21 protein-coding genes are annotated in these 17,799 nt (G+C 58.9%); 19 read left to right on the forward strand and 2 right to left on the reverse strand.

Annotated elements, in window-relative coordinates:
* Positions 1 to 53: 53 nt before the first annotated feature.
* A complete protein-coding gene (locus tag ACQAYK_RS03990) occupies positions 54 to 416 on the reverse strand; it encodes a DsrE family protein (RefSeq protein WP_215871688.1) in 363 nt (120 codons plus the stop codon).
* A gap of 130 nt (positions 417 to 546) precedes the next feature.
* On the opposite strand from ACQAYK_RS03990, the gene ACQAYK_RS03995 reads away from it, so the two are divergent.
* From ACQAYK_RS03995 to ACQAYK_RS04010, 4 genes are read left to right on the forward strand one after another with little or no spacing between them, the layout of a single operon-like run.
* The gene (locus ACQAYK_RS03995) at positions 547 to 1,149 is read left to right on the forward strand and encodes a peroxiredoxin (RefSeq protein WP_215871689.1); all 603 of its coding nucleotides are present in this window, start codon (positions 547 to 549) and stop codon (positions 1,147 to 1,149) included.
* Positions 1,150 to 1,204: 55 nt separating this feature from the next.
* The gene (locus ACQAYK_RS04000) at positions 1,205 to 1,867 is read left to right on the forward strand and encodes a YidH family protein (protein WP_483167933.1); all 663 of its coding nucleotides are present in this window, start codon (positions 1,205 to 1,207) and stop codon (positions 1,865 to 1,867) included.
* Positions 1,864 to 2,868: a tRNA dihydrouridine(20/20a) synthase DusA gene (gene dusA, locus ACQAYK_RS04005; RefSeq protein WP_483167934.1), complete on the forward strand. Its 1,005-nt coding sequence runs from the start codon at positions 1,864 to 1,866 to the stop codon at positions 2,866 to 2,868. Before ACQAYK_RS04000 ends, dusA begins: the two co-directional genes overlap by 4 nt.
* On the forward strand, positions 2,865 to 3,560 hold the full coding sequence (locus ACQAYK_RS04010) for an HAD family hydrolase (RefSeq protein WP_483167935.1): 696 nt from the start codon (positions 2,865 to 2,867) through the stop codon (positions 3,558 to 3,560). The genes dusA and ACQAYK_RS04010 overlap by 4 nt, the downstream gene beginning before the upstream one ends.
* Here the strand turns inward: ACQAYK_RS04010 and ACQAYK_RS04015 are convergent.
* Positions 3,492 to 4,406, reverse strand: a complete 915-nt coding sequence (locus tag ACQAYK_RS04015) for a LysR substrate-binding domain-containing protein (RefSeq protein ID WP_483167936.1) — start codon at positions 4,404 to 4,406, stop codon at positions 3,492 to 3,494. The two genes, ACQAYK_RS04010 and ACQAYK_RS04015, sit on opposite strands and share 69 nt — an antisense overlap.
* Positions 4,407 to 4,534: 128 nt before the next feature.
* On the opposite strand from ACQAYK_RS04015, the gene ACQAYK_RS04020 reads away from it, so the two are divergent.
* The 15 genes from ACQAYK_RS04020 to ACQAYK_RS04090 all read left to right on the forward strand — a co-directional run bounded on the left by ACQAYK_RS04020 (position 4,535) and on the right by ACQAYK_RS04090 (position 17,798).
* Positions 4,535 to 5,953: a form I ribulose bisphosphate carboxylase large subunit gene (locus tag ACQAYK_RS04020; RefSeq protein ID WP_215871694.1), complete on the forward strand. Its 1,419-nt coding sequence runs from the start codon at positions 4,535 to 4,537 to the stop codon at positions 5,951 to 5,953.
* Positions 5,954 to 5,992: 39 nt separating this feature from the next.
* Positions 5,993 to 6,322, forward strand: coding sequence for a ribulose bisphosphate carboxylase small subunit (locus ACQAYK_RS04025; protein WP_215871695.1), 330 nt, complete (start codon positions 5,993 to 5,995; stop codon positions 6,320 to 6,322).
* Between the two features lie 91 nt (positions 6,323 to 6,413).
* Entirely contained in the window at positions 6,414 to 8,852 is a 2,439-nt protein-coding gene (locus tag ACQAYK_RS04030; RefSeq protein WP_483167937.1) for an alpha-carboxysome scaffolding protein CsoS2, read from the forward strand.
* Positions 8,853 to 8,861: 9 nt separating this feature from the next.
* Positions 8,862 to 10,418, forward strand: coding sequence for a carboxysome shell carbonic anhydrase (locus tag ACQAYK_RS04035; RefSeq protein ID WP_483167938.1), 1,557 nt, complete (start codon positions 8,862 to 8,864; stop codon positions 10,416 to 10,418).
* A complete protein-coding gene (gene csoS4, locus ACQAYK_RS04040; RefSeq protein WP_483165772.1) occupies positions 10,415 to 10,666 on the forward strand; it encodes an alpha-carboxysome shell vertex protein CsoS4 in 252 nt (83 codons plus the stop codon). Before ACQAYK_RS04035 ends, csoS4 begins: the two co-directional genes overlap by 4 nt.
* Before the next feature lie 10 nt (positions 10,667 to 10,676).
* Positions 10,677 to 10,913 (forward strand): carboxysome peptide B, encoded by a 237-nt coding sequence (locus ACQAYK_RS04045; protein WP_226826949.1) that lies wholly within the window; start codon positions 10,677 to 10,679, stop codon positions 10,911 to 10,913.
* Between the two features lie 36 nt (positions 10,914 to 10,949).
* On the forward strand, positions 10,950 to 11,246 hold the full coding sequence (csoS1, locus tag ACQAYK_RS04050; RefSeq protein WP_004871256.1) for an alpha-carboxysome major shell protein CsoS1: 297 nt from the start codon (positions 10,950 to 10,952) through the stop codon (positions 11,244 to 11,246).
* Between the two features lie 56 nt (positions 11,247 to 11,302).
* Positions 11,303 to 11,599 (forward strand): alpha-carboxysome major shell protein CsoS1, encoded by a 297-nt coding sequence (gene csoS1, locus ACQAYK_RS04055; protein WP_004871256.1) that lies wholly within the window; start codon positions 11,303 to 11,305, stop codon positions 11,597 to 11,599.
* A gap of 75 nt (positions 11,600 to 11,674) precedes the next feature.
* Positions 11,675 to 12,013: an alpha-carboxysome major shell protein CsoS1 gene (gene csoS1, locus ACQAYK_RS04060; protein ID WP_483165769.1), complete on the forward strand. Its 339-nt coding sequence runs from the start codon at positions 11,675 to 11,677 to the stop codon at positions 12,011 to 12,013.
* Between the two features lie 12 nt (positions 12,014 to 12,025).
* Positions 12,026 to 12,472 (forward strand): ferritin-like domain-containing protein, encoded by a 447-nt coding sequence (locus tag ACQAYK_RS04065; protein ID WP_483167939.1) that lies wholly within the window; start codon positions 12,026 to 12,028, stop codon positions 12,470 to 12,472.
* Complete coding sequence (locus ACQAYK_RS04070; protein ID WP_483167940.1) at positions 12,462 to 12,737, forward strand: hypothetical protein; 276 nt, start codon at positions 12,462 to 12,464, stop codon at positions 12,735 to 12,737. Before ACQAYK_RS04065 ends, ACQAYK_RS04070 begins: the two co-directional genes overlap by 11 nt.
* A gap of 3 nt (positions 12,738 to 12,740) precedes the next feature.
* A complete protein-coding gene (parA, locus tag ACQAYK_RS04075) occupies positions 12,741 to 13,361 on the forward strand; it encodes a ParA family partition ATPase (RefSeq protein WP_483167941.1) in 621 nt (206 codons plus the stop codon).
* Complete coding sequence (locus tag ACQAYK_RS04080; RefSeq protein WP_215871703.1) at positions 13,358 to 13,579, forward strand: hypothetical protein; 222 nt, start codon at positions 13,358 to 13,360, stop codon at positions 13,577 to 13,579. Before parA ends, ACQAYK_RS04080 begins: the two co-directional genes overlap by 4 nt.
* An 89-nt stretch (positions 13,580 to 13,668) precedes the next feature.
* A complete protein-coding gene (locus ACQAYK_RS04085; RefSeq protein WP_483167942.1) occupies positions 13,669 to 16,020 on the forward strand; it encodes a nitric oxide reductase activation protein NorD in 2,352 nt (783 codons plus the stop codon).
* Between the two features lie 89 nt (positions 16,021 to 16,109).
* Positions 16,110 to 17,798, forward strand: a complete 1,689-nt coding sequence (locus ACQAYK_RS04090) for an NADH-quinone oxidoreductase subunit 5 family protein (protein ID WP_215871705.1) — start codon at positions 16,110 to 16,112, stop codon at positions 17,796 to 17,798.
* Position 17,799 lies beyond the last annotated feature (1 nt).

A 17,799-nucleotide genomic window follows, 5' to 3' on the forward strand; every position in this document is an offset into this window, starting at 1 on the left:
GCGTCGATGCCGCAAGGAAGGGCCTCCCCACCCCGATGCGGCACGGTTACCGATCAGTAGTAGACTGGTACGACACCCGAAGCCATGGTCTGGATGGCCTGTGCGGCACCGGCCATCGTCGCTTCCGGAATGAAGTGCGCCTCTTCCAGACCACGCTTCTTGTAGCAGCCAGCGCAAATCCAGAATTTGGCACCGTTTTGCACCAGAAAGTCGCGCAATTCCAGCAGCGGGGGAAAGGTCGGTTCCTGCATGCCATGCAGATAGTTGTCCGAGCGCGCAAGATGAACACCATCCAGCGATAGGAAAAGGGTGACTTCGTGTCCTTCCGTGAGGGCGTTCTTGGCGAGTACCAGACCAACGGTGGCGCGGTCGAGGTCATTGCCAGCGTGGGTGATGTTGACAAAAAAATGTGCCATGGGTGTTTGCTCCGTCATCAGTAAGAGGATGGCAGTTTAGTACAATTCCAGATTCTGATGAAGTAGAGACAGTCGCAGGTGTCTGAGCTATGCTTAGAAGCGCAATTTCAACCGGATCAGGAGGTATGTCATGGCCGTACTCGTTGGTAAGAAAGCCCCGGATTTTGTCGCTCCCGCGGTGATGCCGGACAACAGTATCAATGAAAAATTCCATTTGTCGCAGTATATCAAGGGCAAGTATGCGGTACTGTTTTTCTATCCGCTTGACTTCACCTTCGTCTGCCCCTCCGAGATCATCGCCTTCAATCATCGTCTTTCGGAGTTCCATGCGCGCAAGACCGAGGTCATCTCCTGCAGCATCGACTCCCATTTCACCCACCTGGCGTGGAAAAATACCCCCGAGAACAAGGGCGGTATCGGCAACATTCAGTTGCCCATGGTTGCTGACCTGACCAAGCAGATCGCCCGCGATTACGACGTGCTCTTCGACGAATCGGTCGCGCTGCGTGGGTCGTTTTTGATCGACCGGGACGGCCTGGTGCGTCATCAAGTTGTTAATGACCTGCCCTTGGGCCGCAATATCGACGAAATGATTCGTATGGTCGATGCGCTACAGTTCTTTGAAGAGCACGGCGAGGTCTGCCCCGCGCAGTGGGAGAAAGGCAAATCCGGAATGAAGGCGGATTCTGCCGGGGTTGCCAGTTATCTGGCGGAACACGCCAAGGATCTCTGACCCCAACGAATGGAGAATACCGATCCCGATGTAATGGGATCGGTGGGATTGCGCCATGCTGCTCCGGAAAAAGTTGCTTGCCGTTCGCGAGCCACGTCTCTATCTCAGTATGGAGCGCAGTTATCTGGCGCTGCTCAAATTCATTATCGTAGCCTTTGGTGCTGGACTCCTGGCACGCAAGGCAGCCATGGCCTTGGTATTTTTTCATGACCAGCGTCTCCGCCCTTTTTTTCTCGATCTTTATCATTTGCTGACAATTCCATCCGTTGCCGGGATCTTTTTGATCATCCCTATTTTCTGGCGCGATCTGCGTTCGTTATCGCTGGGGCCAAGCGTGAGTGCGAAAGAGATGTTGGATCCCCGGGTCCATTTCTCGGCCGAAAGGACATTCCTGTCCTGGACCCGCACCGCCCTGAGTAGTCTCGCGCTCGCCTTCGTTCTGGCAAAATTTGATTTCTTTTTACGTAAATTCTCTTTGCTCTTGCACCAACCGATTCCTTTGCTCCATCGCTTGACCGGGACCAACACCCTCTTTATCGGTTTTGCCGTAGTGTTGCTGTCTCTGGGTTCTTGGGGTCTTTTTGCCACCTTGTACGACATTCGACAGGGTGAATGTGCCACGCATGTTTGGCGTTATCGCGTGTTTCTTTTGCTCCTGTTTCTGGTCGGTTTGGGTATGCTGCGCCTGCTTTGGCTTCTCAGTGGGGCGCGGCAATGACCGCCGTCTTCCCTTCTTCTGGTACATTGTCCGTCGCCCCCATGATGGATTGGACGGACCGGCATTGTCGCTTTTTTCTGCGACAAGTCTGCCCCAGCTGCGTGCTCTTTACCGAGATGGTTACTACCCCTGCCATCCTGCGCGGCAAGGATCCGGCCCGCTACCTGGATTTTGATCGGCAAGAATCTCCTTTGATCTTACAGTTGGGGGGCGATGACCCCGAGGCCATGGCACGTGCCGCCCGCATCGCGCGCGATGAGTATGGCTATGCCGGGCTCAATCTCAATGTCGGCTGTCCCTCACCACGCGTTCAGAAAGGACGTTTTGGCGCCTGCCTGATGCGCGATCCGCCCCTCGTTCGGGAGCTCCTCGATGCCATGGCGAGCAGTGGTCTGCCGGTGAGCGTCAAGCACCGCCTCGGCCTGGACCGAGAGGAGGAATATGAGGGCCTTGCCGATTTCGTGCGCAGCATTGGTCAGGGGCACTGCAAACATTTTATCGTCCATGCGCGTAATGCCTGGTTGAAGGGTCTCAATCCGGCGGAAAATCGCGAGATACCGCCCCTGCGCTGGAATTGGGTGCAGCGATTAAAGCAGGACTTTCCGGACTTTCGCATCGAACTCAATGGTGGGTTGCGCGATGTAGAGCAGGTTCTCGCCCTCTGGCCCAGTGTCGATGGCGTCATGCTGGGGCGGGCGGCATATCACTCGCCCCTGCTGCTCGCCCAGATCGAACAGGCCCTGGGGCGTCGTCAGGATCTGCCGCATCCGCGAGCGATACTGAAAGGGCTCTTACCTTATGTAGATGCTTGGGGCGAGCGCCTGCCGGCGCCACGTCTGCTGCGTCATTTACATGGTCTTTATGCTGGTCTTCCGGGGGCCAAGGCCTGGCGGCGCCTGCTCGGTTCGGCGCGGCCGTCTGAGTCCGCTGCGGTGGCGCTACGCCGGATGCTGCTTGCCTTGCAGAGCTGGCAGCAGGATGCAGTGCTGGAGCTCGGATGACGGACTGGGTCGCCTTTGATCTGGATGGCACGCTTACCCGCGGCGAGACCATCGTCTCCTTCTACCGCACGGTGTTGGGTGAGGGCCGAGCCCTCCGCCTCCTGCTGCGCTCGTTGCCGATGCTTGGAGCCTACGCGTTGGGCTGGCGCAGCAATGGTGAGACCAAGGAGTGGGTACTGCAACGCAGCCTTGCGGGTCGGCATCCCCAAGAACTCGAGCAGGGAACGGTGGAATTCATAGATCGCGTGCTGCCCCGGCTTCTGCGCGATTCCGTATGGGATCGTCTGGCCCAGCACCGCGATCTGGGGCAGCGTCTGGTGCTGGTGACGGCAACGTTGGAACTCTACGCCCGCCCCTGGGCAGAGCAGGTCGGATTTGATGCGGTCATCGCTACCCGTCTGGCCACGGACGAATCCGGGCGTTTTACCGGTCGTTTGCAGGGCGCCAACTGTTGGGGACCGGAAAAGGCCCGACGTTTGCGGGAAGAATTGGGTGTCAACAAACTGGCCTACGCCTACGGCAACAGTCGCGGCGATCGCGAGATGCTGGCCATGGCAGAAAACCCGGTGTGTATTTGTCGCGCCAACCATTGGGGAAGCGACCTTCTCGCCTTGCCGGCCGAATCAGTCGCTAGCACGGTCATTGCGCCCACTGTGCAGCAAAAACTCGAGAAAACTCTGGGTAACCGCTGAGGGATTCTTGCCCTTGCGTTGCACTGCGTGCCACTTGCGCAGAATGGGAAAGCCGTCGACGTCGAGGATGCACAGGGCTCCCGAGGCGAGTTCGGAGCTGATGGTGTGGCGTGCCAGGATGCCGAGGCCGAGGCCGCCAGCAACGAGTTGTTTGACTGCTTCGTTGCTGCTCAGGGTCATGCGGGGTTTGAGCTTGATACCCTGCTCCGCAAGGTAATTCTCCGCCGTGAGCCGTGTCCCTGACCCGGCTTCGCGCAGGATGAAGGGCTCCTTTCCCAGGCGCGCCAGGGGAATCGCTCTCTCTGCCGCCAGCGGATGCGCGGCCGCGGCGATGACGACGATGGGATTATCCAGAAAGGGTTGCGCAATCCCGTCGATCTCTTCGGGCACCTGGCCCATGATATAGACGTCATCGAGGTTCTCGCGCAGGCGCTCGAGGATACTGTTGCGATTGACGATTTCCAGATGCGCCTCGATTCCCGGGTGCGCTGCACAGAACGCACCGAGCAGGCGAGGGGCAAAGTATTCCGCGGTGGAAGTGATACATAGCCGCAGTCTCCCGCGTTCGAGTTGTTGCTCCGCTGCCAGCTCATCGAGTAGGGATTCCAGATGCCGCTGCAACTCGTCGCTGGCCGCGGCGACAATCTCGCCGGCGCTGGTCAGAAACAGTTTTTTTCCGACCTGCTCATAGAGGGAAACCCCGAGGTTTTCTGATAATTGTTTGATCTGTAATGATAATGCCGAGGGCGTCTGGTGCAATTCCGCAGCTGCCTTGCTCATGCTAAGATGCCGAGCCAGTACCGTAAAAATACGCAGTTGGTGTAGAGTGACCTGACGAACGGACAAGGTTTTACTTCTCCATATGGTAACGTTAATTATATTTTACTTTACCTTACGGTAATGCTTCTGTACATTCGCGGCTGGAAGGCTATCTGCAGGTCAAATTGGATTGGAACATTCTCTAGGAGGGATCTATGGCTGGTAAATATGAAGCCGGCGTGAAGGAGTACCGCCAGACGTACTGGGCTCCTGACTACGTGCCGTTGGACTCGGATTTGTTGGCGTGCTTCAAGATCGTGCCGCAGGCGGGCGTGGATCGGGAAGAGGCAGCTGCTGCGGTGGCGGCGGAATCTTCTACCGGTACCTGGACCACGGTGTGGACTGACTTGCTGACCGATATGGACTACTACAAGGGTCGTGCCTATCGGATCGAAGACGTACCAGGCGACGATACGGCATTCTACGCCTTCATTGCCTACCCCATCGATCTCTTCGAGGAAGGTTCGGTCGTCAATGTATTCACTTCCTTGGTAGGTAACGTGTTCGGCTTCAAGGCCGTGCGCTCCCTGCGTCTGGAAGATGTCCGTTTCCCTCTGGCTTACGTGATGACCTGCAACGGTCCCTCCCACGGTATTCAGGTAGAGCGCGACAAACTCGACAAGTATGGTCGTCCGATGCTCGGTTGTACCATCAAGCCCAAGCTGGGTCTGTCGGCCAAGAATTATGGCCGTGCGGTGTACGAAGCCCTGCGCGGCGGTCTCGACTTCACCAAGGATGACGAAAACGTCAACTCCCAGCCCTTCATGCGCTGGCGTGACCGCTTCCTCTTCGTTGCCGATGCCATCCACAACGCCGAAGCGCAGACGGGTGAACGCAAGGGCCACTATCTGAACGTTACCGCCCCTTCACCGGAAGAGATGTACGAGCGTGCCGAGTTTGCCAAAGAGCTGGGCATGCCGATCATCATGCACGACTTCCTGACCGGCGGCTTCTGCGCCAACACGGGTCTGGCTCGTTGGTGTCGGAAGAATGGTGTGCTGCTGCATATCCATCGCGCCATGCACGCCGTGATCGACCGTAACCCGCATCATGGTATCCATTTCCGGGTCTTGACCAAGGCTCTGCGTCTGTCGGGTGGTGATCACCTGCACACCGGTACCGTGGTCGGTAAGCTGGAAGGCGACCGTGCCTCTACCCTTGGCTGGATTGACCTCTTGCGCGAATCCTATGTTCCCGAAGACCGCAGCCGCGGTATCTTCTTTGACCAGGATTGGGGCGCGATGCCTGGCGCTTTTGCAGTGGCCTCTGGCGGTATTCACGTTTGGCATATGCCCGCCTTGGTCAACATCTTCGGTGATGACTCGGTGTTGCAGTTTGGTGGTGGAACCTTGGGTCACCCCTGGGGTAATGCCGCGGGCGCAGCCGCCAACCGGGTAGCGTTGGAAGCCTGTGTCGAGGCGCGCAATCGCGGTGTCGAGCTGGAGCGCGAAGGTAAGGAAATCCTGACCAACGCCGCCCGTCACTCGCCGGAGCTGAAGATCGCTCTGGAGACCTGGAAGGAAATCAAATTCGAGTTCGATACCGTCGACAAGCTCGACGTACAGAACCGTTGATTTTCTGGCTAATGCATTCGCTTCAGGAAGGAGTCCATCATGGCTGAAGTTCAAGATTACAAGCAGGTACGGCGCTACGAGACCTTCTCGTATCTCCCCCCAATGTCGGCGGAACAGATCCGCGCGCAGGTGCAGTACATCATCGCCCAGGGCTGGAATCCGGCGGTGGAGCACGTGGAGCCGGAGCGTTCCTTCAACCACTATTGGTACATGTGGAAGCTGCCCATGTTCGGTGAGCGGAACGTTGATACCGTTCTTGCCGAGCTCGAGGCTTGCCGCCGCGAGTACCCCAAGCATCTCGTTCGTTTGATCGGCTACGATAACTATACCCAGAGTCAGGGTCTGGCCTTCGTAGTGTATCGCGGTTAGTAAGCCGAATAGATCGATCATTGGCACCTGACAAGCATGTCGGGTGCCAAGCTAAGGGGGACGTATGTCGGATTCATCAGCATCCGGTCCAATGCGAGGCCGGGCTTTGGCGCAGGAGAAGCGGCGCCAGCAGGCGATGCGTAGGCAGGGTGGCGGCGCGGCCAAGCCGGTCGTTGCGCCTTCCGCGCCAAAGTCTGGGAACAATCAGGAAACGCGGGTCGCTCCCGCTCTCGAGGTCCATTCCGAGAAGATGGCGAGCCGTGGCAGCGGGCGTGAAGCAGCCTTGGCCCATCGCGCCATGCGCTGCGCTGGGGCGCAATGCTGGGCCGATCCGCAGCAGCGCCAAGTGCGTCATCGTGGTCAAAGGCCCGCAGTAGTATCTGCGACGGTATCGCCGGCAGTCAGCGAAGAGGCGGCACCTGCTTTGATTCCCGGAGTAGAAGAGGAATTCCTGGATTCCGTCTGTGAACTCGTCGAGCAAAGCCCCGAACGCTTTGGTTGGCGCGAACGCCCGGTGCGGCAGCTCTGTCGCGCACGGCGGCAGACCCTGGCGCAGCGGGGCAAGGCCGCACTCACCGTTTTACGCGGTCTGAGCTCCGCGGCCGCTCGTTTGCGTTACCTGGAGAATGGTAGCGCGCGGGAGTTCGCCAAACTGCGGCGCGAGGAACAGGCGCAGCGGGGACGCGGGTTTGCCAAGGGTGGCGCTGATGCCGCCGGTAAACGACGTGCAAAGAAGTTTCGCAAGGTCGAGGAAGGCACGACTTTGGCTGGCTCTATGGTTACCGGTACGCAAGTGGAGCGCAGCGACGCGGTTACCGGCAACGAGATGGGCACTTGTCGGCCCATTACGGGCACCGAATATATTGGCGCTGAGCAATTCAATCAGTTCTGTGGCGAGCGTCCTGCGGCCCGTCCGGCCAAAGTGGCGGTGACCAGTACCTCCGGTCGGCAACAGGTCTCTGGTACGCAGGTCGGACGTTCCGCATCGGTCACCGGTGATGAGTCCGGCGCATGTCGCAATGTGACGGGCTCGGAATACCTCAGCAGCGAAAGCTTCCAGAGCTTCTGTAATGCCAATCTCCCAGAGCGTCCAGCAAAGGTGGTCACGGGCAGCACGCAGAAGAATGCGCTCCCGGTAACGGGCAGTGATGAATCGCGTACCAATCGCGTGACTGGCTATGAGGCCGGGGCGCAGCGGAGTATTACGGGTTCGCAGTATTGGGACGCCGGGGTGGCTAAAATGACCATCAATGGCGCGCCGAGCAAGGTGGCGGAAACTCACACCTTTGCCGGTCGTACGGTCTCGGGAACCGCCGTTGACAACAGCCAGCGTATCACTGGGTTGGAACCCGGAGAGTGTCGGCAGTTGACGGGCACTGAATACTTGAGTCTGGAAAGCTACCAGAGCCTTTGCAACACCAAGCCGGCGCCGGCACCGGCCAAAGTCGGGACGGTTGCCACGGAGAAGGGGCAGCGGGTCACTGGCAATCTCGTGGATCGTTCCGAGAAGGTTACAGGCAACGAGCCGGGCTCTTGTCAGCGGGTCACGGGTACTGGTTACAACAGCCCTATTCTGTGCGGGGGTGGCGTTGATAAAGTTCAGAGTATGACCAGTCTGGCCGGCTCGACCATTACCGGAACGGGGATGGATCATCGCCCAAAAATGACAGGTGACGAGCAGGGAGGGTGCTGGCCCGTCACCGGAACCGAATATCATGGGCAAGAGCAATTTGCCCACTGCGCAAGCACCCCGCAGGCAGAAGCAGCAAAGGTTGCCGTTAGTCGTACGGCAAAAGGTCAGTGGGTTAGCGGACCCGCTATGGAGCCGGCAGAGAATGTCACCGGTAACGAAGTGGGTGAGGATCTCGCGGTTTCCGGCACGCCGTACCAGGGCGAGGAAATGGATACCGTTGCCACGGCACCGGCTGGCACCTGTGCTTGTGATGGCTGTTCCTACAAGCAGAAGGCTATGGCGTGGGATGCCATGCAGCAGGGTGGCACGGCAGGCAGTCAACGCTTTGTGCCCGCACCAGCCGCATCAGCGCCGGTCGCCAGCACGCCTGTACCCGCTCAGGACTTCAGTATTGTCCCTCCTGCCCGGCAGGGGCGCAGCCGAATCACGGGTAACGCGTTTGAGCAGAGCGGTCGCATCACGGGACCGGTCAATCTGGCGCGTGGTTTGATTACCGGCACTCCAGAGTTTCGCAGTCGTGAGCCGCAATCGGTCAGCGCCCTGCCGCCGGCAACGGAGATGCTAGCAGCGCCTGAGGTCGCCGCACCAGAACGGGGTGCGTGGCAGATTACCGGCGATGACTGGAGCCGCAATGATCGGGTTACCGGCACCGAAGGCGCCTGGGCGCAGGGACGTAATCCTACCCAGCGCGGCGCGGTTCGTAGCTGCGTGATGAGTGCCGGGGGCAACCGCAATCAGGCTCTCGCTGCCCCGGTGAGCGATTCCAAGGTCACTGGCAGCAGTGGCAGCGCCCGCAAAGGTGCGGCAGTCACTTACTCTGGTGGCGCAAGGGGATAAGGCGTAGGCATGGATACGCGAAGAAAAATGCGGCACCTTCGCCAGAGTGCTTCGTCTTCGGCGCCAGCGATGTCGATGGCACAACGCTACTCTTCCGAGGTGCAAGTGCCTCTTGCCGCAAATGGTATGCCGGCTGAGCATCCCGCTTGCACCGCGCTGCCGCACCGGTCCTGTCGTCATCCGTTGACGAATGTGGTGGAGAATGATCGGCTCGGTCACTGTGAGGACGGCGTCAAAGGTCGCTTTGATGCGATCCTGCCCGTATTGCAGGAAGTGGCTGCGCGCGGCCTGGGTGGTGGGTACGCGGAAAATGCGCAACGCCTGGCGCAGGAGCGTCTGGGTTTTTCCTTGCCGGACAAGCTGCTCGAAAACGCCTGGGTCCGGGGTTTTGATATGCGTGCCCTGTTCGCCAGTGCCACGTTTGCTGCACTGGAACTGGGTGTGACGCGTTTTTCTCAGCGTCTGCGTGAGGAATTGCAGGCCGGTGAGAACGTCGATGCGATGTTGGTGGACTGTGGATTTCACGCGATGAACCTTTCGCTCTGCGCCGACGGTCGTCTGAAGGGTTTTTTACCCTACGTGCTGCGTTTGCCAGCAGGACACCTGCTGCGTCGCAGTGCTTTCGCGGGCACGCTTTTCGATGTGGAGAGGGACGTCGAGGACTGGCAGGCGACGGAACTGCGGCGCTATCGCGAAGGCTTCCCGACCACCGCAGATGTGCCGACCCGGTACCTGAAGGTTGCGGTATATCACGGTAGCTCCCTCGACCCGACGCATCAGGGATGTGCGGCGCATGGCAGCAATGAGAGCTTGGCGCTGGAAATGGCGCTGCAGCGGCTGCAGGCGTTCCGTGAAGCCATCGAAAACGAGTTCTGTTGCGGTGCCAGCACTGACATTTTACTGATTGGGTTGGATACGGATACCGATGCCATTCGCATCCATGTGCCGGATGCCAAGGGCAACCTCAGCGCCTATCGTTACGTAGACAACGCACAAGTGTATCGGCAAACGCTGGACATGGATGCGGATCGCGCCCGTCTCGCTGTCTACGAAGCGATTCGTGTCGCTGCCGAGTCATCCGGCTGGGGACAGGGGAAAGGCATGCCCCATGACGGTATGCGTCGTCTCATTGCCACTTTGTTGATCAATAATCTGAGCCAGATCGAATATGTGGCGGATCGGGTGGGTGGATGGTACCCAGATGCGGGGCATGGCGAGCGTTTCATCAGTGTTGGTGATGGTTTTCAGGAATTGCAGATGCGCAATGTCGCCTATTACGCGCGTCTCGACACAGTAGAAGAGGGCGCTGCGGATCTCGATGTAGGCATCAAGATCTTCAAGCATCTCAATGTCGAACGGCAGTTGCCGATACCCATGGCGCTGCACTATCGCTATGACTCGCGGGTTCCCGGGAATCGTGAACGAGTGGTTGGCAAGCTGCAGCGGGTGGCAGATGCAATCCGTCAGCGCTATGCGCAGCTCGATCGTAATGGCTGGCTGTATCTGCATGGCAGCGTTCAGGATCTGCCTCTGGGAAGCGCGTTGGAGGAGGTCGATTTGGCATGAGAATCATGCGGGTGGAAAAGACACTGGTCTCTACCAATCGCATCGCCGAGATGGGGCATCGCCCTTTGCTCGTGGTGCAGGAAAAGGAAGGGGGTACGCGCTCGGTCGCGGTCGATGCGGTCGGCTGTATCCCCGGTGACTGGGTCATCTGCGTCGGATCCTCGGCAGCACGGGAGGCCGCTGGGTCCAAGGATTACCCGTCGGACCTTACGATTATCGGCATCATCGACAACTGGACGCCGGCCTGAGATGGAAATCATGTGCGTTCAGTCCGATCTGGTCACGACACGCCGAATTCCCGGCTTGAAGCAGGCATCCCTACGGGTGTTGCGCGATAGTACCGGGAAAACGGTGGTGGCAACGGATCCGGTCGGTGTCCCCGAGGGTAAGTGGGTGTTTACCGTGTCGGGTTCGGCAGCGCGCTATGCGCAAGGTGATTTCGAGGTCCTCACTGACCTTACCATTGGTGGCATCATCGATTTTTGGGAACCCTGACGGGTTCGGGTTTTTCTCTGTAAGGAGGGGTGAAAAATGGCAGATGTAACAGGTATTGCACTGGGAATGATCGAAACTCGTGGTTTGGTGCCGGCAATTGAAGCGGCGGATGCCATGACCAAGGCAGCAGAAGTGCGCTTGATCGGACGTCAGTTCGTTGGTGGTGGCTATGTGACGGTCCTGGTGCGTGGCGAGACCGGTGCCGTGAACGCTGCGGTTCGCGCTGGCGCCGATGCCTGCGAGCGCGTTGGCGACGGTCTGGTGGCCGCGCACATCATCGCGCGCGTACATTCGGAAGTGGAAAACATCCTGCCCAAGGCTCCGACCGCGTAAAGCGGCCAGGTCGGTCAGGTTCCCAAAGATTTTTTGATTTTTGTTAGGAGATTACAATGGCAGACGTAACGGGTATTGCTCTGGGTATGATCGAAACGCGTGGTTTGGTGCCGGCTATCGAAGCGGCCGATGCCATGACCAAGGCCGCTGAGGTGCGCCTGATCGGTCGTCAGTTTGTTGGTGGTGGCTATGTGACGGTGCTGGTGCGTGGCGAAACCGGTGCGGTCAATGCGGCGGTGCGTGCCGGTGCCGACGCTTGCGAGCGGGTGGGCGATGGCTTGGTGGCTGCCCACATCATCGCCCGTGTGCACTCCGAGGTGGAAAACATCCTGCCCAAGGCGCCGACGGCCTAATCCAGTTCGCGGATGTGACACGACAGCCTAGCGCTTGTCGTGTTCCTCCTCGCAAACTCTAGAGGGAGATAGAGCATGGCAACAGTAACAGGCATTGCCTTGGGGATGATCGAGACGCGTGGCCTGGTGCCGGCTATCGAAGCCGCCGACGCCATGACCAAGGCCGCTGAGGTTCGTCTGGTCGGTCGTCAATTTGTTGGTGGTGGTTATGTCACGGTCCTGGTACGTGGTGAGACCGGTGCGGTGAATGCTGCGGTTCGCGCTGGCGCCGATGCCTGCGAACGGGTCGGCGATGGCCTGGTAGCGGCGCATATTATCGCGCGTGTCCACTCGGAAGTGGAGAACATTCTGCCGACGACGCCTACTGCAGACGGTAGTGGCCGCGATGGCGACGTCAGTGCGGTGCAAAGCTAAGTAGAGGCGTTCGTGTTGCGACTGCATCCTCGTATTGCCGGTTTTCTCGGGCAAGCGCTCAGTCATGAGTTTCTGGCAGTGCAGCAGTACCTCGTGCAGTCCCGGCTGTGTCGGCTCTGGGGCTGGCAGGACTGGGCCGAGAGCTTCGCCCGGGAATCTCGGGAGGAGTTGGAGCACGCGGGCCTGCTCAGCGATCAGCTATTGCGCATGGGCATTGCGCCCAGTGCCGGCACCTTGCGGCCGTCGCGGCCGGGCAGAGATCTGCGGGAGATGCTCGATCAGGACGTGGCCATCGAGTGGTCGGCGGTAGAGCTTTACGCCGAGGCCCTTGATTTCAGTCAGCGGATGCGCGATGAACGCACCGCTTCGCTGTTCGCGCAGTTGCTGGAAGACGAAAAGGGTCATCTAGTGCATCTGCAGGAAACCATCAGCTCTCTCGGGACCCACCATGGGCACTGAGTTCGCTGCTGGTTGTCCCGATGGCTGGGAGGAGCGCGGCAAGCCGCTGTCCTGGACTCGGCGTTTCAGTTTCCCGGATTATGCTGCTACGCGCAGCTTTCTGGATCGGCTAACGGAGCTGTCCGAAGAGTTCGACTACTATCCAAACCTGAATTTTGCGCGCGATTATGTCGTGGTTGCCGTGCAATTTGACGGCGATCAGATGGACGCCCGACTCGCGGAATATGCGCACGCTGCACAAGCGGCATACGCTGCGGCGGAATAGGGTATGGCCACGTTGCGTATCGCTCTGTTCAACGCCAAGGGCGGTTGTGGCAAGACGACCCTGGCGTGGAATCTGGCAGCCGGGCTGGCCCAGCGCGCCAGTACCTTGCTGTTGGACGCAGACCCTCAAGGGAGTCTCCAACGTTGGGCAGACTGGAGCGAAGAAGAAGGCAATGGCATGACGGTTGCCGGTCGGGAGGCGCTGAGAAGCTCGGGAATGGGTTCAGCACAGTACTGTGTCATCGATTGTCCTCCGGCCTTGGAGGCAGTGGAAACGCGAAAGGCTCTGGATCTTGCTGACATCGTGCTGCTACCGGTACTGCCTTCACCTCTCGACCTTTGGGCGAGTCAACGCAGTGTCGAAGCCATCGAAGAAATTCAAAAGAAGAATCAGAAGCTGCGCGCCGCACTCGTGCTGAATCAGGTCGAGGGGCGGAGTGCGCTCTCGCGGGCGGCCGAACATGCGATAGCAACGTTGGGATTGCCGGTTTTCCGCGGGCAGATCGCGAGAAGGGCAATCTATCGCAACGCTGCAGTCGAGGGCAAAAGCGTTTACCAGATGGGGAAACGAGGTGATGCTGCGGTTGCAGAAATTGAGGTACTGATCGAGGAGGTTCTCAAATGACTAGCCAGTTGGAAAACAAGCTCAACGCAAGTATGCAGAGTCCACGTCAGCGTAGTACCAGCAAAACTGCTGCGCCCGCAGCGAGCAAGGAGAAAGAATCTTCAATCGGTAGCGCGAAGAAGGCTTCCCCGAGCAGTAAATCCAAAGCAGAATCTGTTGCGGACCTCAATGCTGGCGGCGGACGCGAGCTGAATCCACAGCGTATCTGGCCGGACTGAATCCGCCAGACAACAGCGCGCTATAAACCAGCGACGACGACCGGGGGCCGCGGCCCCCCTTTACCGGAGGGCGAGCTGAGCAGCTTCTTATGGCAATTCTGCTGACCGACTACCCCGACATTCTCGAAGAATTGGGTCCCGACGCATCGGCAGTTCTCGAAGCGAACTGGCACGAGGCCGCGCGGATCTTTACCCAGCGCGGTCTGGAGGCCTACCTGGAGGGTGCGCGCAGCCTCAAATCCTTGGGGCGCGGGACGGAGCTCGTGCTCAGTTTCATTGAGGCCGGCCCGCATGTGGCGCGGGAAATTGGTGAGCAGGCGGTTTTCGAGATGCTGTCCACCGCCATCCGCATGTTCTCCAAGACCAGCTCCGAGGTCTTGGTCCTGTTTTTTTCGACTGCCCCCGTTGTTGCCCAGCGTCTGGGAGAGATCGACCTTTTCCGCGGCTATCTCCTGCTTCTCGATCAGTTGCTGGCGCAGGCCCCGCGAGGCGTGCGTCCCATGTTGGGTAAAATCGAGGTGCTCCTCGAACAGATGACCCTGGGCGGGCTGCGGCGCTGGGCCAACTGGGGCATTTCCGCCTATCGCAACGATTTTGCGGCGCAGGCGGAATTTTTTGGCCTGGAAACGCCACAGGCCCTTGCCGTGTTGCAGCAGGAGCACCGCGGCATCCTCTTTGTGGACGTGCAGCGACGCCTGAATATGTACCTGCGCGCTTTGTGGGGACGGGATTTCTTTCTGCGTCCGACCTCCGGCGATTACGAAAGCCGCACGGGTTATCAGCCCTACATCGAGGACTATTTCATTTTTGTGCCCGATGCGTATGACGATGCGGTGATTGCGAACGACGACAAGGTGCCGGCTCTGGAGGTCTATCGGGCAGCGGTCGCCCATGCCGCGGCGCATGTCGTCGAATCGCAGTTCGATACCCGTCTGGAACTCGCTACCCCGCTGAAAAAGCTCTGGATTGGAGTGTTGGAAGACGCGCGGGTGGAGACCCTGGAGGGTCGGCGCTTCCCGGGGCTTCTGCCCCTTTGGCGGCGCCTCGGGCAAACCGAGGCGGTACGGCAAAAAAAGACCGACGCGCGGCTGGGCGAACTTGCCGAACGGACGGCCTATGCCCTCATCGAGCCCGATTATCAGGACGAGCATCCGTTGGTGGCGCGTGCCCGGGGTCTGTTTCCGCGGCTCCTGGACGAGCAGGAAGATCGATATGGCGTTCTTCTCTCCGCCGCCGAGGAACTTGCCGACCTCAGCAAGGAGCTGGGCCTGGAGTTTTCCGCGCAAAAGGATCAGCCGTCCAGCCCCTACCGTGACGACAACCGCTATCTGTGGACCCCGCCCGCGAGCGCAGTCGATATCCTCAACGGTGGCCAGCCCCAAGTGCGCAAGTATGTGAGTCTGATGGAGATGATCAACACTCTCGATGTGGAGTATGCGGGTGATGACGCCCAGGAGATCTGGATTCTCTCCACCGAGCTCTATGACGACGACGGCAAGACCTTCAACGAGAAGGAAGGGAAGGAGCCGGTCGCGCAGCCGGTGAGCTATTCCGAGTGGGATTACCAGACACAACTGGAGCGCCCGATGTGGACTACGGTCTACGAGAAACGCCCGAAAATGGGAGACCCAGCGGAAATCGAGGCTCTGTTGGAGCAGCACAAGCCTTTGGTGCAGAAGATCGGCAAGATGATTGAGGCCATCCAGCCGCAAGGGGTGGTGCGTACGCGCAAGGTGGAAGATGGCGATGACATCGACATCAATGCGGCGATTCTGGCGATGACCGATATCCGCATGGGACAGCAGCCCGATCCGCGCATCGGCATTCGTACCCGGTTGCACATTCGTGATCTATCGGTGACCCTGCTCATCGATCTTTCGGAATCGACCAACGACAAGCTGCGCTCGCGTAGCGAGGGAGATGTCACGGTGTTGCAGCTGGCGCGCGAGGCTGCCGTGTTGCTCGCCGGTGCTCTCGACCGGATTGGCGATCCCTTTATGCTGTGCGGCTTTGACTCCAATGGTCGCCACGATGTCGAGTTTTACACCTTCAAATCCTTCGCTGCGCCTTATGACGAGAAGGTGAAAGGACGCCTGGCCGGCATGACCGGCAAACTCTCCACGCGCATGGGTGCGGCATTGCGCCACACCGGGCATCTGATGGAGCAGTACCCGAGCCAGAAAAAGTTGCTGATCCTACTCACCGACGGCGAGCCGGCAGACAATGACGTACGTGATCCGCAGTATCTGCGCTTCGATACCAAACGAGCGGTGGAGGAACTGGCGCGTAAGGGAATCCGCACATTCTGCCTGTCGCTCGACCCCTACGCCGACGAGTATGTCAGCCGTATTTTTGGCCAGCGCAACTACTTGGTGCTGGATCATGTCGATAGTCTTCCGCTGAAATTGCCGCAGCTCTATGTATCGATGACCAAGTCCTAACAGGAAATCTTTTGGTAACACTGGCAGGGTAGCCCATCTAGCGGGAGCTAGTGGATTCCCCCCTGTGCCTCGGCAACAAGGAGTTTTTGATGGACACCCTTGCGATTGTGATTCCTTTCGTGCCCGTCCTGTCGGCAGCGATCATTTTTCTGTTCTTGCGCAACCGCAAGGGAGCAGCTGCACGCCTCAGCGTGCTGGCTACTTTGCTGACCTTTCTGCTGTCGCTGTCTTTATTGGGTGACTACATCACCTCGCAGGTAGCGAGAGTGGAATGGATCGGACAGATCTGGGGGAGTATCTGGCTGGATCCCCTGGCCTTGATCATGTGGACCTTCGTATCGGGAATCAGTCTCCTGGTACATATGTATTCGGTCCGCTATATGATTGAGGAGCCGAATTATCCGCGCTTCTTTGCCCTGCTCGATCTGATGACGGCAACCATCTTTTTCATGGTTTCCGCAGCGGATTTGATCACCCTGTTGGTGGCCTGGTTTTTGGTGGGGGTGTTTCTCTATTTTCTGCTCGGACACGACACCGATCGCTCGGCATCCGGGCGCTATGCCTTCTGGACGCAGATCACCTATCGCTTTGGTGATCTGCCTCTCTGGCTGGCGGCGTTCATTCTGTTCAAGGCCTACCATAGCCTGTCCTTGCCAGTCATCTTCGCGCAGGTAGCGGCGGCACCGAATGCCGTGCAGCTCTGGGGCATGCCAGTCCCGGCCTGGGTCGGCATCCTCATCGCTATTTCCGCCTTTGCCCGCTCGGCGCAGTTCCTGCTGCATGGCTGGCTCCCCTATACGATGGACGGTCCGACACCTGTCTCGGCGCTGATGCACGCCGGTATCGTCAATGCCGGTGGTTTTCTCTTCAACCGCTTTGCGCCGATCTTTGAGTATACCAGTCTGGCTCTGCACATCGCCTTTGTGGTGGGACTGATCACCGCGGTCTTGGGATCAGCGTTGATGCTGATTCAAAACGATATCAAGCGCTCCCTTGGTTATTCGACCATGGGCCAGATGGGTTTCATGGTGATGGAATGTGGTCTGGGTGCGTTTCCGCTGGCAGTATTCCACCTCATCGCCCACGGTTTTTTCAAGGCATCGCTCTTTCTGGGAGCGGGCAACGCCATTGGTGAGGCCCGCACCGAGGACGGCGTACCCCCAGACCCCGTCTATGTCTCGGTGGTGGAGCGTCGGCCCAATAAACCCTCCCGTCTACCATTGATTACCGCTGCGGCACTCACCATTCTCGTACCAGTGCTGGTGCTGAGTCTGTCGCACTTCTTTGTGGCCTCGCACCTGTTCTTCGAGCAGGGGGTCATCATTCTATTGTTCTTTGCTTGGGTTACGGGCGCGCAGGCGCTATTTGCCGCGCACAAGATGACCCACAGCAATCCCTGGCAGGTCATGGGTGGGATACTGGGCTCTTTCGTGCTCGTGGTGATTGGTTATACCCTGATCAGTCACTACTTCGGGAGCTTTCTCTATCCGGAGCACGGGGCCAGTGAGCGGCTCTTCGCCTCGGCAAGTATCGGAGTGCTTTCCTATGATGTCTTGGTGATCATCTTAGCCCTGCTCTTTGTTGGCGGCTGGGCACTGACTTTCTTTGCCGACGCCCGGGATTGGGGACAACATCTCAGCGAAAAATGGCATGGCACCTATGTGGCACTATATGCGCTGCTGACTCGAGAACTCTATCTGAATGACTTTTATGTGCGCATGACACAGGTGCTGTTTGCCGCGTCCCGTCGTCTCAACGTCTGGTTCCGCTGGAGTTAAG

The sequence above is a fragment of the Acidithiobacillus sp. AC3 genome (genome assembly GCF_050261095.1).
In the GTDB taxonomy this organism is placed as follows: Bacteria; Pseudomonadota; Gammaproteobacteria; order Acidithiobacillales; family Acidithiobacillaceae; genus Igneacidithiobacillus; species Igneacidithiobacillus copahuensis.

What these genes read in the sequence shown, in the direction of transcription:
- ACQAYK_RS03990 (WP_215871688.1), bottom strand. Translation starts at nt 416, where the DNA reads ATGGCACATTTTTTTGTCAACATCACCCACGCTGGCAATGACCTCGAC.
- ACQAYK_RS04010 (WP_483167935.1), top strand. Translation starts at nt 2,865, where the DNA reads ATGACGGACTGGGTCGCCTTTGATCTGGATGGCACGCTTACCCGCGGC.
- ACQAYK_RS04080 (WP_215871703.1), top strand. Translation starts at nt 13,358, where the DNA reads ATGACTAGCCAGTTGGAAAACAAGCTCAACGCAAGTATGCAGAGTCCA.
- csoS4 (WP_483165772.1), top strand. Translation starts at nt 10,415, where the DNA reads ATGAGAATCATGCGGGTGGAAAAGACACTGGTCTCTACCAATCGCATC.
- ACQAYK_RS04020 (WP_215871694.1), top strand. Translation starts at nt 4,535, where the DNA reads ATGGCTGGTAAATATGAAGCCGGCGTGAAGGAGTACCGCCAGACGTAC.
- dusA (WP_483167934.1), top strand. Translation starts at nt 1,864, where the DNA reads ATGACCGCCGTCTTCCCTTCTTCTGGTACATTGTCCGTCGCCCCCATG.
- ACQAYK_RS04090 (WP_215871705.1), top strand. Translation starts at nt 16,110, where the DNA reads ATGGACACCCTTGCGATTGTGATTCCTTTCGTGCCCGTCCTGTCGGCA.
- csoS1 (WP_004871256.1), top strand. Translation starts at nt 11,303, where the DNA reads ATGGCAGACGTAACGGGTATTGCTCTGGGTATGATCGAAACGCGTGGT.
- csoS1 (WP_004871256.1), top strand. Translation starts at nt 10,950, where the DNA reads ATGGCAGATGTAACAGGTATTGCACTGGGAATGATCGAAACTCGTGGT.
- ACQAYK_RS03995 (WP_215871689.1), top strand. Translation starts at nt 547, where the DNA reads ATGGCCGTACTCGTTGGTAAGAAAGCCCCGGATTTTGTCGCTCCCGCG.
- ACQAYK_RS04025 (WP_215871695.1), top strand. Translation starts at nt 5,993, where the DNA reads ATGGCTGAAGTTCAAGATTACAAGCAGGTACGGCGCTACGAGACCTTC.
- ACQAYK_RS04045 (WP_226826949.1), top strand. Translation starts at nt 10,677, where the DNA reads ATGTGCGTTCAGTCCGATCTGGTCACGACACGCCGAATTCCCGGCTTG.
- ACQAYK_RS04070 (WP_483167940.1), top strand. Translation starts at nt 12,462, where the DNA reads ATGGGCACTGAGTTCGCTGCTGGTTGTCCCGATGGCTGGGAGGAGCGC.
- ACQAYK_RS04035 (WP_483167938.1), top strand. Translation starts at nt 8,862, where the DNA reads ATGGATACGCGAAGAAAAATGCGGCACCTTCGCCAGAGTGCTTCGTCT.
- csoS1 (WP_483165769.1), top strand. Translation starts at nt 11,675, where the DNA reads ATGGCAACAGTAACAGGCATTGCCTTGGGGATGATCGAGACGCGTGGC.
- parA (WP_483167941.1), top strand. Translation starts at nt 12,741, where the DNA reads ATGGCCACGTTGCGTATCGCTCTGTTCAACGCCAAGGGCGGTTGTGGC.
- ACQAYK_RS04085 (WP_483167942.1), top strand. Translation starts at nt 13,669, where the DNA reads ATGGCAATTCTGCTGACCGACTACCCCGACATTCTCGAAGAATTGGGT.
- ACQAYK_RS04030 (WP_483167937.1), top strand. Translation starts at nt 6,414, where the DNA reads ATGCGAGGCCGGGCTTTGGCGCAGGAGAAGCGGCGCCAGCAGGCGATG.
- ACQAYK_RS04000 (WP_483167933.1), top strand. Translation starts at nt 1,205, where the DNA reads ATGCTGCTCCGGAAAAAGTTGCTTGCCGTTCGCGAGCCACGTCTCTAT.